Genomic DNA, 13598 nt, shown 5'->3' with positions numbered 1-13598 from the left:
ATGCAGAATCCGCCCCACGAGGCACCCGCTCTTACCGCTCACGAATCCCACCCCGGCTGGCGTGCGTATCTGAATACGCACATGCTGATCTGCGTGTTCCTCGGCTTTACCTCCGGCCTGCCCCTCTTCACGCTCGTCTATCTGGTGCAGGCGTGGCTGCGCTCGGAGGGCGTCAATCTCAAGGAGATCGGCCTCTTCGCGCTGATCCAGTTCCCGTACACCTGGAAGTTCGTCTGGGCGCCGCTCATGGACCGCTACGTGCCGCGCCTGCCCGGCTGGCGTCCGGGGCGGCGGCGCGGCTGGATGCTCGTCACGCAGATTCTCGTGGCGCTCGCTATCGGCACGCTCGGCTACGTTTCGCCGAAAGATTCGATCTGGACTGTGGCTGCGCTCACCGCGCTGGTGGCGTTCTTCGGCGCGAGCCAGGACATCTCCATCGATGCCTACCGGCGTGAACTGCTCACCGATACGCAGCAGGGCCTCGGCAACGCCGTGCACGTGAACGCCTACAAGATCGCGGCGCTCGTGCCGGGCTCGCTCGCGCTGATCCTCTCCGACCATCTGCCGTGGAGCACCGTGTTCGTCGTGACGGCGGCGTTCATGATTCCCGGCATGATCATGACGCTCGTCGTGAAAGAGCCCGAAGTACACGGCGCGCCGCCCAGGAACCTGCGCGAAGCGATCGTGCAGCCGTTCGCCGAATTCGTGCGCCGCGACGGTCTGGCCGCGGCACTGTTTGTGCTCGCTTTTATCTTCCTCTACAAACTCGGCGATACGATGGCGACGACCCTGTCCACATCGTTCTTCCTCGACATCGGCTATTCGCGCACGGAGATCGGCGTGATCGCAAAGATGACGGCGTTCGGCGCGAGCCTCGCGGGCGGCATTATCGGCGGCGTGGCGCTCGTGAAGATCGGCATCGGGCGCGGGCTGTGGATCTTCGGTTTCCTGCAAATGATTTCTACTCTGGGTTTCGCGTGGCTCGCGCAACTCGGCGCAGGCTCGCCCTCGCTCGCCGCCATCTACGATGCCGTGCTCGCCGTGAGCCACGCGGTGTCGTGGGCCGCGGGCCTCTTCGGCGCGAACGTGCAGTTCACGCTCGACCCGCGCGCCGTTGCGCTCGCGCTCGTGTACGGCTTCGAGACCTTCGCGACGGGGCTCACGCTCGCCGCGTTCACTGCCTATATCGCAAGCACGACCGATCCGCGTTACACCGCCACACAGTTCGCACTCTTCACGAGCCTCGCCTCCGTGCCGCGCACGTTAGCCTCCGCCGCGAGCGGCTACGTGGTCGCGAAGATCGGCTGGTTCGACTATTTCATCGTCTGCACGGTGCTCGCGGTACCGGGTATGCTCCTGCTCATTCGTATTGCCCCGTGGAGAGTCCGGTCGTGAGCACGCATGAGACCGTCGCGCCAGGCCCGCGTGCGCTGCAGCGCAGCGGCGCGCGCGCTCGCGCGCTCGTGCTGGCTCTCGCCGCTGCCTGGCCGGCCCTTTGCGCATGGAGTGCATGGGGCGCCGAGAGCCCGGCCGCCACGAGCGCCCCGGCGAGCGTGCCGGGCAACCCTGCCACGCCGCCAGCAGGCAGCTCCGCGAGCGCAGGCAACGGCACCACAAACCAGGCGAACGGCGCGAACGGCGCAGCAAACAGCGGCGCAAACGCAAGCGTCGCCCCCGGCGCGCCGAACACGGGGCGCGTGGTGCGCTTTGGCGACGCCGCCGTATACCGCAACCTGATTCCCTCGCCGATGCTCGAAGCGCAGGCTACCGCCGAGTTCAACGAGATCGTGCGCGGCGCGGCCCATTCGAACCGCCTTTATGCCGAGAGCGATCCGCACGTGCAGCGCGTGCGGGCTTTCGTCGACCGGCTCGCGCCTTACTCGCAGAAGTGGAGCGATCGCGTCAAGAACTGGAAGTGGGAAGTGGCGGTGATCCGCTCGAACGACATCCGCATGTACGCGCTGCCGGGCGGCAAGATCGTCGTGTATGGCGGCCTGCTCGACCGCGTGAAACTCAACGACAACGAGTTCGGCATGCTGCTCGGCCACGAGATAGCACACGCGGTGCGCGAGCACGTGCGCGAGCGCCTCGGCGAACAACAGGCCGCGCAGATCGAGTCGGGCTCCGTGCCGCAGCTATTCGGGCTCGCGGATCTCGGCGTCTTTCCGCTCGGAATCGGCTCGCAGCTCGTGGAGATGCACTACGGCCGCGCCGATGAAACCGAAGCCGACGTGATCGGCAGCGATATCGCCTCGCGTGCGGGCTTCGATCCGCGCGCGGCGCTCACGCTGTGGGACAAGCTCGCGGTGGCGACGCGCGCCGACCGCGACCAGGGCTTCATCTACGTGCATCCGTACACGCCGGCGCGGCGCGCCGACATCGCCAAGCGCCTCGCCGACATGATGCCGCTCTACGCCAAGGCCATCGGCAAGCCGCTCGCCGAATTGCCCGACTACCAGGGCATCCCGGCAGTGCAGAAGCGCAAGGTGGTCTCGGCGCCCTGAAAGCGGTTTCACAGCGCGCCCGGGTGAGCGTCAGCTCTTGACCTTGTAGTCGTAGTCGATAGTCAGCGGCGCGTGGTCGCTGAACTTGATGTCCTTGAAGATCGAGGTCTTTTTCGCCTTGTGCGCAATGCCGGGCGTCGCGATCTGATAGTCGATACGCCACCCCACGTTCTTCGCATACGCCTGGCCGCGATTGCTCCACCACGTGTATTGTTCGGGGCGCGGGTCAAGCGTGCGGAACACGTCCACGTAGCCCACGTCGTCGAAGAGGCTCGTGAGCCAGGCGCGCTCTTCGGGCAGGCAGCCGGAGTTTTTCTGGTTGCCCTTCCAGTTCTTGATGTCGATTTCCTTGTGGACGATGTTCACGTCGCCGCACAGGATCACTTCGCGCTCGCGCTTGAGTTCCGCGAGATGCGGCATGAATTCGTCCATGAAGCGGTACTTCGCGGCCTGACGCTCGTCGCCGCTCGAGCCCGAAGGCACGTACACGGAGATCACCGAAAGCTTGCCGAAGCGCGTTTCCACGTAGCGCCCTTCCGGATCGAACTCCTCGCTGCCGAAACCGATGATGACGTCGTCGGGTTCGTGGCGCGAATAGACGCCCGCGCCGCTATAGCCCTTCTTGGCCGCGTGCTGGAAGTAGCCCGTGAAGTCGTGCGGGGCGAGGAATTCGGGCGTCATGTCGTCCTGCGAGCACTTGATTTCCTGCACGCAGAGCACGTCGGCCTTCTGTTCGCCGAACCATTCGAAAAAGCCCTTCTTCGCCGCCGAGCGGATGCCGTTCAGATTCGCGGTGATCACACGCAACATGTCTTCTTTCCTCTTGATTGTGCGTTGCCTTGCATGGCGCGCGCAACCGGAAGTGCGCCGCGCCGCGCGAGGGAATCGGGTCAGTCTCAGTCGATCTTGAGACCCTTGAGTTCGGCCTTGGCCGGCGGAAATTCGAGCTTCAGACTTTCCATCAGGCGCAGCAGCAGTTCGGCCACCATGACGTTGCGATGCGACTTCGAGTTCGCGGGAATCACGTACCACGGAGCGTGTTCCGTGGAGGTGGCCGCGAGCGCGTCGCGGTACGCGGTCTGATAGGCGTCCCAATGCTTGCGCGCTTCGAGATCGGAGACGTCGAATTTCCAGTGCTTGGTGGGGTCGTCGATGCGCGCCTGGATGCGGCTGCGCTGCTCGTCCTTCGAGATATGCAGCATGCACTTGATGATCGACGTGCCGCTCTGCGCGAGCAGCGCCTCGAAATGACGAATCTGCCGGTAGCGGCGCTCGCACTCGGCCGAGTCGATCTGGCCGATCACGCGCGGCACGAGCACGTCTTCGTAGTGGCTGCGGTTGAAGATGGCCAGCTCGCCGGCCGCGGGCACCTGCAGGTGCACGCGCCAGAGAAAGTCGCGCGCGGCCTCGACGGGCGTCGGCGCGCGAAACGGCACGATGCGCAGGCCGAGCGGATCGACCTCGTGAAACACGCCGCGGATCGTGCCGTCCTTGCCGCTCGTGTCCATGCCCTGCAACACGAGCAGCACGCGCTCATGGCGCTGCGAATGCAGACGCTCCTGCAACACGTCGAGCTTCTTGCCGATCTCGGCGAGCCGGTTGCGGTCGCCGTCCTTGCTGCCGCTCGAAAACGGTCTCGCGGCGGGGTCGAGCGCGCCGAGCGAGAACGTCTCCGGCTTGTTGTCGCTGAAGTACGGCACGCGGTAATCGTCGAGACTCGGGATATGGGACATGCGTTGTTCTCCTCTTTCTCGTGAATTTGACGGCGCCAACGCCGTTGCCCGCCTGAAGCGGCAAGGCGGCGCCGCACTGCTACGCACGACGCCGCCTCGCAAGCATGCCCGAATCAGGCCGGCACTTCACACAAACGCGGCCAGACTCAGCCCAGCTTCTTCTTCAGCAGTTCGTTGACCTGCTGCGGGTTCGCCTTGCCCTTGGTGGCCTTCATGGCCTGGCCGATCAGCGCGTTGAACGCCTTTTCCTTGCCGGCGCGGAATTCTTCCACCGACTTCTGGTTCGCGGCGAGCACCTCGTCGATGATCGCTTCGAGCGCGCCGGTGTCCGAGATCTGCTTGAGGCCCTTCGCTTCGATGATGCGGTCGGCAGCGGCTTCATCCCCGGCCTTCTCGTCCCACATCGCCTGGAACACTTCCTTGGCGATCTTGTTCGAGATCGTGCCGTCGGCGATGCGCGCGAGCAGCACGGCGAACTGCGCGGCCGAGACCGGCGAAGCGGCGATGTCGAGGCCTTCGCGGTTGAGCTGCGACGAGACTTCGCCCATCAACCAGTTGGCGGCGGTCTTGGCCTGCGCCGCGCCCGCCTGCGCCACGACCGCTTCGAAGTAAGCCGCCATCGCCTTGCTCGACGTGAGCACGTTCGCGTCATACGGCGTGACGCCATACTGCTCGATGAAGCGCCTTTGCATCGTCGCGGGCAGCTCGGGCAGCTCGCCCTTCACGCGCTCGACCCACGCCGCATCGATCACGAGCGGCATGAGGTCGGGGTCGGGGAAATAGCGGTAATCGTGCGCGTCTTCCTTGCTGCGCATCGACCGCGTCTCGCGCTTGTCCGGGTCGTAGAGGCGCGTTTCCTGCACCACCGTGCCGCCGTCTTCGATCAACTCGATCTGGCGGCGCACTTCGTACTGGATCGCCTCTTCGAGGAAGCGGAACGAGTTCAGGTTCTTGATCTCGGCGCGCGTGCCGAATTCCTTCTGGCCGACCGGGCGCACGGAGACGTTCGCGTCGCAGCGGAACGAGCCTTCCTGCATGTTGCCGTCGCAAATGCCGAGCCACACGACGAGCGTGTGCAGCGACTTCGCGTACGCAACGGCTTCCGCGGCGCTGCGCATTTCGGGTTCCGTGACGATTTCGAGCAGCGGCGTGCCGGCGCGGTTCAGGTCGATGCCCGTCATGCCCGCGAAGTCTTCGTGCAGCGACTTGCCCGCGTCTTCTTCGAGGTGCGCGCGCGTGAGGTTGACGGTCTTCTCGTAGGCTTCCTTGCCGGCCTTTTCGTTAGCCGGGACCTGGATCGTGATCTGCCCGCCCTGCACGACCGGAATCTCGTACTGGCTGATCTGATAGCCCTTCGGCAGGTCCGGATAGAAGTAGTTCTTGCGCGCGAATATGCTGCGCGGCGCAATCGTCGCGTTGATCGCGAGGCCGAACTGGATCGCGCGCTCCACGGCGCCGCGGTTCATCACCGGCAGCACGCCCGGCAGCGCGAGATCGACGGGGCAGGCCTGCGAGTTGGGCGCGGCGCCGAACTGCGTCGATGCGCCCGAGAAGATCTTCGACGCCGTCGACAATTGCGCGTGCGTCTCCAGACCGATCACCACTTCCCACTGTGTTGCCATGTTCATACCCCTGCCGGCGCCTTGCGATGCCAGTCGGTCGCGCGCTGGAAGGCGTCGGCGACCTGCAGCATGCGGGCCTCGTTGAAATAGTTGCCGACGATCTGCAGACCGACGGGTCGCTGCGAGTTCGCACCCGCGCCGAAGCCGCACGGCACGCTCATGCCGGGCAGGCCCGCGAGGCTCGTGGAGAGCGTGTAGATGTCCGCGAGGTACATCTGCAGCGGATCGTCGCCCTTTGCGCCCAGGTCCCATGCCACGCTCGGCGCGACCGGTCCCATGATGACGTCGCACTGCTTGAACGCTTCCTGGAAGTCTTGCGCAATGATGCGGCGAATCTTCTGCGCCTGCAGGTAGTACGCATCGTAGTAGCCGTGCGAGAGCACGTAGGTGCCCACCAGAATGCGGCGCTTCACCTCGGGGCCGAAGCCCTCGGCACGCGACTTCTTGTACATGTCGAGCAGATCGCGGTATTCGGCGGCGCGGTGGCCGAAGCGCACGCCGTCGAAGCGCGAGAGGTTCGACGAGGCTTCGGCCGGGGCGATCACGTAGTACACGGGAATCGACAGCTCGGTTTTCGGCAGCGTGACTTCCACGAGCGTGGCGCCGAGCGATTCGTACGTCTTGAGCGCCGCGTCGATGGCGGCGCGCACGTCGTCGGCGAGACCCGCGCCGAAGTATTCCTTCGGCAGGCCGATGCGCAGGCCCGCGAGCGGCTTGTCGGCGCCGGCGTCCTGGCTCCATGTCTGGCCGACGAAGCGCGTGTAGTCCTCGTGTGCGTGGGTGAGGCTCGTCGAGTCGCGCTCGTCGAAGCCGCCCATGGCGTTCAGGAGCAGCGCGCAATCGCCCGCGCTGTGCGCGAACGGGCCGCCCTGGTCGAGCGACGAGGCGAACGCGATCATGCCGTAGCGCGAGACGCGGCCGTAGGTGGGCTTGATGCCCGTCACGCCCGTGAACGACGCCGGCTGGCGAATCGAGCCGCCGGTGTCGGTGCCGGTCGCGGCGGGCGCGAGGCGCGCGGCGACGGCCGCGGCGGAACCGCCCGACGAGCCGCCCGGCACGGCCTTCGTGTCCCACGGGTTCTTCACGGCGCCGAAATGCGAGTTCTCGTTGGACGAGCCCATCGCGAATTCGTCCATGTTGGTCTTGCCGAGGCAGACCATGCCCGCGCGCTCGAGCCGCTCGACCACGGTCGCGTCGAACGGGCTCACGTAGTCTGCAAGCATCTTCGAGCCGGCAGTCGAGCGCCAGCCGCGCGTGACGAATACGTCCTTGTGCGCGAGCGGAATGCCCGCGAGCGGGCCGGCGTGGCCCGAGTGCAGGAGCGCGTCGGCGGCCTTCGCCTGGGCGAGCGTCAATTCGGGATTGACGTCGACGAAGGCGTTCAGGTCTTGGTGCGCATCAATCCGGCCCAGAAAGTGCTGGGCCAGCTCGACTGCGGAGCACTCCTTCGCAGCCAGCGCGGCGCGCAGTTCGGTCAAGCTTTTGTCATGCATTGCGTGATTCCTGGAAGAACGTCACGGCGTGGTCGACATCTAGATCGTTGCGCCGTCCGGGGAGCGGCTCGAGCCACGTTGGCAAACGCGCGGGCCGCTACCCGGAAAACCCCGGAAAATTCGGGAGTCCGTGCCGTTTCGAACGGTTCCGACGACTCGAAAGCTTTCGAAATGGCGAAAAAATGCTGCGCGTTTACTCAATCACGCGCGGTACGAGGTAAAGTCCGTCCTGCACCGCGGGCGCGGGACGCTGCAGCGCTTCGCGGTCCACGATTTCGGTCACGGCGTCCTCGCGCAGACGCAGCGCGACGTCCTCGATCTGCTCGATCGGGTGGGCGAGCGGGGCAATGCCGGTCGTGTCCACGGCCTGCATCTGCTCGACGAGGCCGAAGAAGTCATTCAGGCGTACGAGCGTATTGCCGGCTTCGGCGTCGGCCAGTTCGAGGCGCGCAAGATGCGCGATGCGCTTCACATCGTTCAGGGTCAGGGCCATGCGGTCACCGGAAAAAAGGGGCTGTGGCAGTGCGGAAATTCGGTGCTGCAACAGCGGTTTATCGCGCCGGATCCGGCTCTGGAGGAAAGCTTCGATGAGGTCAAAAACTGCCTTCCGGATCCTGCAAAACAGGCAAAATTATAAGGTATCATTACGCGTTCGACCCAAACCCGGACCGCCTTGCATCCGCCTTTCAGTTCTGTTCGCAACACAATGCGGCCAGACAAGATCAAACGGGCGGCGCAGCCAGGCTGCCTCCGGTAATCATCCCCGCAGTCTCAGGCCCCTCGTGGCGCCCCTTGCGACGCCCTCCGCCGTGATTTCGGAGTGCTCTCGTGGTGGAGCATATCGCCCTGAGGCTGTTAATTTTTCCGCTGCCGCCCTCGCCCACCAAGCTGGAAGGACGGCCACAAGCGAGACAGGATTTTTGAATGTTCGGTTTTCTGCGTAGCTACTTCTCCAACGATCTGGCGATCGACCTCGGCACCGCCAACACCCTGATCTACATGCGCGGCAAGGGCATCGTCCTCGACGAACCCTCGGTCGTCTCCATTCGCCAGGAAGGCGGCCCGAACGGCAAGAAGACGATTCAGGCAGTCGGCAAGGAAGCCAAGCAGATGCTCGGCAAGGTTCCGGGCAACATCGAAGCCATCCGCCCGATGAAGGACGGCGTGATCGCCGACTTCACCGTCACCGAGCAGATGATCAAGCAGTTCATCAAGACGGCGCACGAGTCGCGCATGTTCTCGCCGTCGCCGCGCATCATCATCTGCGTGCCGTGCGGTTCGACCCAGGTCGAGCGCCGCGCGATCAAGGAAGCCGCGCACGGCGCGGGCGCCTCGCAGGTCTACCTCATCGAAGAACCGATGGCCGCCGCGATCGGCGCGGGCCTGCCGGTTTCGGAAGCCACGGGCTCGATGGTGGTCGACATCGGCGGCGGCACGACCGAAGTGGGCGTGATCTCGCTCGGCGGCATCGTCTACAAGGGCTCGGTGCGCGTGGGCGGCGACAAGTTCGACGAAGCGATCGTCAACTACATCCGCCGCAACTACGGCATGCTGATCGGCGAGCAAACCGCCGAAGCCATCAAGAAGGAAATCGGTTCGGCCTTCCCGGGTTCCGAAGTCAAGGAAATGGAAGTGAAGGGCCGCAACCTGTCGGAAGGCATCCCGCGCAGCTTCACCATTTCGAGCAACGAAATTCTCGAAGCGCTCACCGACCCGCTGAACCAGATCGTCTCGTCGGTGAAGATCGCGCTCGAACAAACGCCGCCGGAACTGGGCGCCGACATCGCCGAGCGCGGCATGATGCTCACGGGCGGCGGCGCGCTGCTGCGCGACCTGGACCGCCTGCTCGCCGAAGAAACCGGTCTGCCGGTGCTCGTGGCCGAAGATCCGCTCACCTGCGTGGTGCGCGGCTCGGGCATGGCGCTCGAGCGCATGGACAAGCTTGGCAGCATCTTCTCCTACGAGTAAGCGCGCCGCGCACCGCTGCGCTCGCCCGCGGCGCGCTTTCGGCGCCGCCGCGCCACTGATGGCGTGGCGGCGCGCGCGCCGCCACGGTGCCCGCAACGGGGCGTCCTGCGGGGCGCCGAAGTTTCACGCTTCGTTGTGCCCTCCGTTACACCCTCTGTTTCACCGAACCGCACACGCCCCCGGCGCCGACCATGGAATACAGTCCGCCGCCCCTCTTTAGACAGGGCCCATCGGCACTCGCACGGCTGATTTTCTTCGTCGTGCTGTCGCTCGCGCTCCTCGTCTCGGACGCGCGTTTCAAGACGCTCGAAATCGTGCGCGGCGTGCTCGGCGCGGGTCTCTACCCGCTGCAACGCGCGGCCCTCGTGCCGCGTGACTTCTTTATGGGCGCCGCCGATCTGGCCGTGACGAGTTCGACGCTGCGCACCGAAAACACGCAGCTGCACGCACGCAATCTCCAGCTTTCGCAGCAGGCCAACGAGGCCGCTTCGCTCGCAGCCGAAAACGCGCACCTGCGCGCGCTTCTGCAGCTCTCGCAGCGCATCGGCGCGCAAACCACGCCGGCTGACGTCCAGTACGACACGCGCGACCCGTTCACGCAGAAGGTCGTGATCGGCGGCGGCTCGCAGCAGGGTATCCAGAACGGCTCGCCGGTACTGAGCGAGGACGGCGTGATCGGCCAGGTCACGCGTGTGTTCCCCATGCAGTCCGAAGTCACGCTCGTCACCGACAAGGACCAGGCCGTGCCGGTCGAAGTCGTGCGCACGGGCCTGCGCAGCGTGATCTACGGCACGGCGAAGGGCGACCTGCTTGATCTGCGCTTCGTGCCGATCAGCGCTGATCTTCAAGTGGGCGACGAACTCGTGACGAGCGGACTCGACGGCATCTATCCGCAAGGGCTGCCGGTCGCGAAGGTGTTGCGCGTGGATAAGCAGGCCGACACCGCGTTCGCACGCGTGGTCTGCCTGCCGCTCGCCGCCGTGCGCGGGGCGCGCCAGGTGCTCGTGCTGCACTATGTGCCACAGGTGCCGCCCAACCCGATCGCCGCCGAAGAAGCCGCAGCGGCCGCCGAGGCGAAGGACGCGAAGAAGAAGCCCGCCAAGGCCGCGGACAAGAAGAGCGACAAGAAAGCCGACGACGCGAAGGCGAAACCCGCCGCCGCTGCATCGGGTGCGGCGCCGGCCGCGGCGCAGCAGGCGAAGCCGGCAGCGAACGCAGCCGCAGCAGACACGAAGCCGGCGGAGAAAAAGCAGGCCGAGAGAAGACCCCGGGAGAGCCTGCGGGAAGAGGCAGCGAAGGCCGTCGAGAAAGGGGGCCATTGATGCCGCGTCCGCAATACATTCTGCAGCCGGTCAATCCGTACTTCATCGTTTTCAGCCTCGCGGCGGCGTTCCTGCTGAACCTGCTGCCCTGGGGCAAGCTGCCCGGCGTGCCCGACTTCGTCGCGCTCGTGCTGCTGTTCTGGAACATTCACCAGCCGCGCAAGGTCGGCATGGGCGTCGCGTTCTTCCTCGGGCTCCTCATGGACGTCCACAACGCGAATCTGCTCGGCGAGCACGCGCTCGCCTACACGCTGCTTTCGTATGGCGCGATCACCATTCACCGCCGCGTGCTGTGGATGTCGATCGGCCTGCAAATGTTCGCGGTCACGCCCATGCTGGTCGGCGCGCAGGTCGTGCCGTTCGTCATCCGCCTGCTGATGGGCGCGTCGTTTCCTGGCTGGGGTTATCTCATCAGCGGCTTCGTCGAGGCGATCCTCTGGCCGATCGCGAGCGTGCTGCTGCTGCTGCCGCAGCGCCGCCCCGTCGATCCCGACGACACCCGGCCTATTTGAGCGGCGCGCCGCTCGCCGCTGGAAGACTCGCTTGACTACCTCTTACGCACCCCGGCCCGCCGTTCCTCGCGATTGGAACCGCGGAGCCTGGGTCTGACAGCATGACCGAATTCAAGGACACCCAGCAGCAGCTCACGAAGTTCCGCCTGCGCGTCGCGGCGGCGGGGCTGTTCGTGTTCGTCTGCTTCGGGCTGATCGCGTTCCGTTTCCTCTATCTGCAGGTCTGGAACCACAGCAAGTACTCGCTGCAGGCGGACGAAAACCGCATTTCCGTGGCGCCGATCGTGCCGAACCGCGGCATCATCACCGACCGCAACGGCGTCGTGCTCGCGAAGAACTACTCGGCGTACACGCTCGAAATCACGCCCTCGAAGCTCACCGACACGCTCGACAACACGATCGACGAGCTCTCGACCGTGATCCCGATCGATGCGCGCGACCGCCGCCGCTTCAAGAAGCTGCTCGAAGACTCGAAGAACTTCGAGAGCCTGCCGATCCGCACGCGCCTGACCGACGACGAAGTCGCGCGCTTCACGGCCCAGCGCTTCCGCTTCCCCGGCGTGGAAGTGCGCGCGCGCCTGTTCCGCCAATATCCGCTCGGGCCCACGGCCGCGCACGTGATCGGCTACATCGGCCGGATTTCGCAGCGCGACCAGGAGCGCATCGACGACCTCTCCGACAAGAACGACAGCGATCCCGAGCACTACGATCCGCGCCTGGACGCGAACAACTACAACGGCACCGACTACATCGGCAAGATCGGCGTCGAGCAGAGTTACGAAACCGAGCTGCATGGCCTGACCGGCTTCGAGGAAGTGGAAGTGACGGCAGGCGGGCGCCCCGTGCGCACGCTCTCGCGCACCCAGGCTACGCCCGGCAACAACCTCGTGCTCTCGATCGACATCGGTTTGCAACAGGTGGCCGAACAGGCGTTCGCGGGCAAGCGCGGCGCGCTCGTGGCGATCGAGCCGTCCACGGGCGACGTTCTCGCGTTCGTCTCGGCGCCGAGCTTCGACCCGAACTCGTTCGTGGACGGCATCGACCAGCAGACCTGGGACGAGCTCAACAACTCGCCCGATCACCCGCTCCTGAACCGTCCGCTGCACGGCACCTACCCGCCGGGCTCGACCTACAAGCCGTTCATGGCGCTCGCCGCGCTCACGCTGCACAAGCGCACGCCGCAGTGGGGCTTCTCCGACCCCGGCTACTACATGTTCGGCGGCCACCGCTTCAACAACGACGTGCGCTCGGGCCAGGGCTGGATCGACATGAACCGCGCGATCATGGTGTCGAACGACACCTACTTCTTCATGCTCGCGCACGACCTGGGCGTGGACAACATCGCGAATTTCATGAAGCCGCTCGGCTTCGGCCAGCTCACCGGCATCGACATCGCGGGCGAGGCGCGCGGCATTCTGCCCTCCACCGAATGGAAGCGCAAGGCGTACCGCAAGCCCGAGCAGCAGCGCTGGTACGAGGGCGAGACGATCAGCCTGGGGATCGGCCAGGGCTACAACTCGTTCACGATCCTGCAGCTCGCGCACGCCACGGCCACGCTCGCCGACAACGGCATTCTGATGAAGCCCCACCTCGTGAAGGAGATCGAGAATCCGATCACGAAGCAGGAGCGCCTCACGGTGCCAAGCGAAAGCGGGCGCCTGAACGTGAGCCAGGCCGATATCGACGTGGTCAAGCGCGGAATGGAAAACGTGACGATGAATCCGTCGGGCACGGCCTACCAGGTGTTCCGCAACGCGCCGTACACCTCGGCGGGCAAGACCGGCACGGCGCAGGTCTTCTCGCTGCAGGGCGGCAAGTACAAGGCGCATGCGCTCGCCGAAAATCTGCGCGACCACGCGCTCTTCATCACGTTCGCGCCCGCCGAGAAGCCGCAGATCGCCGTCGCGCTGATCGTCGAAAACGGCGGCTGGGGCGCGCAGGCCGCAGGCCCGATCGCTCGCCGCGTGCTGGACTACTACCTCGTCGATCGCTTGAAGCCCGGCGTCGAACAGGCGGCCGTGAGCGCGGCGGCTTCGGCCACGGAGGACGCGTCCGCCCCGGTGATCGGCGCGCCGCCCGAGGCGGCGTCGGCAGCGTCGGCGGCGTCGGGCGCTGCCCCGGCCACGCCCGCCGTGCAGCCTGTGAGGGTCGCCGCCGGCTTCACGCCGCTGCCGATTCCCGGCGCGGCATCTGCGGCCGCGGCGGCTTCCGCTGCTGCGGCGGCTTCGCAAGCCTCGGGCGCGGCTGCGCGGCCCACGCCCGCCAGCAGCGCCGTCGGCAAGACTCGCAAGCCCCGCCAGAACGTTAGTCCCGACGCGCCCGCCGCAACCGACGCCGTGAACGGCGCCACCGGCGGCGCGAACGGCACGCCCGGCACGGGCGCCGCCCGCCCCGCGCCCGCCTCGGTGCCTCGCCATTTCGGCCCTGGCCCCCAACGCCCGCAC

The 13598-nt window shown here is 66.1% G+C and carries 11 protein-coding genes; 6 read left to right on the top strand and 5 right to left on the bottom strand.

The features are described 5' to 3' along the window. Window positions 1-1395, top strand: coding sequence for an AmpG family muropeptide MFS transporter (locus M3I53_RS30180; protein WP_254319464.1), 1395 nt, complete (start codon window positions 1-3; stop codon window positions 1393-1395). Further along, entirely contained in the window at window positions 1392-2504 is a 1113-nt protein-coding gene (locus tag M3I53_RS30175; protein WP_254319463.1) for a M48 family metallopeptidase, read from the top strand. Before M3I53_RS30180 ends, M3I53_RS30175 begins: the two co-directional genes overlap by 4 nt. A 30-nt stretch (window positions 2505-2534) precedes the next feature. Here the strand turns inward: M3I53_RS30175 and M3I53_RS30170 are convergent, their stop codons facing one another. The 5 genes from M3I53_RS30170 to gatC form a co-directional block, all read right to left on the bottom strand. After that, complete coding sequence (locus tag M3I53_RS30170; protein ID WP_254319462.1) at window positions 2535-3314, bottom strand: exodeoxyribonuclease III; 780 nt, start codon at window positions 3312-3314, stop codon at window positions 2535-2537. 86 nt (window positions 3315-3400) lie between these two features. Continuing rightward, complete coding sequence (locus M3I53_RS30165) at window positions 3401-4237, bottom strand: PPK2 family polyphosphate kinase (RefSeq protein WP_254319461.1); 837 nt, start codon at window positions 4235-4237, stop codon at window positions 3401-3403. A gap of 146 nt (window positions 4238-4383) precedes the next feature. Further along, window positions 4384-5859: an Asp-tRNA(Asn)/Glu-tRNA(Gln) amidotransferase subunit GatB gene (gene gatB / locus M3I53_RS30160; protein ID WP_254319460.1), complete on the bottom strand. Its 1476-nt coding sequence runs from the start codon at window positions 5857-5859 to the stop codon at window positions 4384-4386. Between the two features lie 2 nt (window positions 5860-5861). After that, window positions 5862-7352 carry an Asp-tRNA(Asn)/Glu-tRNA(Gln) amidotransferase subunit GatA gene (gene gatA / locus M3I53_RS30155; protein WP_254319459.1) on the bottom strand — a complete coding sequence of 497 codons (1491 nt, stop codon included), beginning with the start codon at window positions 7350-7352 and terminating at the stop codon, window positions 5862-5864. 193 nt (window positions 7353-7545) lie between these two features. Then, a complete protein-coding gene (gatC, locus tag M3I53_RS30150) occupies window positions 7546-7845 on the bottom strand; it encodes an Asp-tRNA(Asn)/Glu-tRNA(Gln) amidotransferase subunit GatC (RefSeq protein ID WP_254319458.1) in 300 nt (99 codons plus the stop codon). Window positions 7846-8276: 431 nt separating this feature from the next. Between gatC and M3I53_RS30145 the strand changes: the two genes are divergently transcribed. The 4 genes from M3I53_RS30145 to mrdA all read left to right on the top strand — a co-directional run. Beyond that, window positions 8277-9320, top strand: coding sequence for a rod shape-determining protein (locus M3I53_RS30145; protein WP_004189550.1), 1044 nt, complete (start codon window positions 8277-8279; stop codon window positions 9318-9320). Window positions 9321-9511: 191 nt separating this feature from the next. Beyond that, window positions 9512-10642 (top strand): rod shape-determining protein MreC, encoded by a 1131-nt coding sequence (gene mreC / locus M3I53_RS30140; RefSeq protein ID WP_254319457.1) that lies wholly within the window; start codon window positions 9512-9514, stop codon window positions 10640-10642. Next, window positions 10642-11154 (top strand): rod shape-determining protein MreD, encoded by a 513-nt coding sequence (gene mreD, locus M3I53_RS30135; RefSeq protein WP_069264625.1) that lies wholly within the window; start codon window positions 10642-10644, stop codon window positions 11152-11154. The genes mreC and mreD overlap by 1 nt, the downstream gene beginning before the upstream one ends. A 101-nt stretch (window positions 11155-11255) precedes the next feature. Next, the coding region (gene mrdA, locus M3I53_RS30130; RefSeq protein ID WP_254319456.1) for a penicillin-binding protein 2 at window positions 11256-13598 on the top strand (2343 nt) is incomplete at its 3' end.

The organism is Paraburkholderia sp. CNPSo 3272 (assembly GCF_024206495.1).
GTDB lineage: Bacteria > Pseudomonadota > Gammaproteobacteria > Burkholderiales > Burkholderiaceae > Paraburkholderia.
This window is presented reverse-complemented; position numbering and strand designations above follow the sequence as displayed.

Coding starts and splice junctions, on each gene's coding strand:
- M3I53_RS30180 (WP_254319464.1), top strand. CDS start 1: ATGCAGAATCCGCCCCACGAGGCACCCGCTCTTACCGCTCACGAATCC.
- M3I53_RS30170 (WP_254319462.1), bottom strand. CDS start 3,314: ATGTTGCGTGTGATCACCGCGAATCTGAACGGCATCCGCTCGGCGGCG.
- M3I53_RS30165 (WP_254319461.1), bottom strand. CDS start 4,237: ATGTCCCATATCCCGAGTCTCGACGATTACCGCGTGCCGTACTTCAGC.
- gatB (WP_254319460.1), bottom strand. CDS start 5,859: ATGGCAACACAGTGGGAAGTGGTGATCGGTCTGGAGACGCACGCGCAA.
- gatA (WP_254319459.1), bottom strand. CDS start 7,352: ATGCATGACAAAAGCTTGACCGAACTGCGCGCCGCGCTGGCTGCGAAG.
- gatC (WP_254319458.1), bottom strand. CDS start 7,845: ATGGCCCTGACCCTGAACGATGTGAAGCGCATCGCGCATCTTGCGCGC.
- M3I53_RS30145 (WP_004189550.1), top strand. CDS start 8,277: ATGTTCGGTTTTCTGCGTAGCTACTTCTCCAACGATCTGGCGATCGAC.
- mreC (WP_254319457.1), top strand. CDS start 9,512: ATGGAATACAGTCCGCCGCCCCTCTTTAGACAGGGCCCATCGGCACTC.
- mreD (WP_069264625.1), top strand. CDS start 10,642: ATGCCGCGTCCGCAATACATTCTGCAGCCGGTCAATCCGTACTTCATC.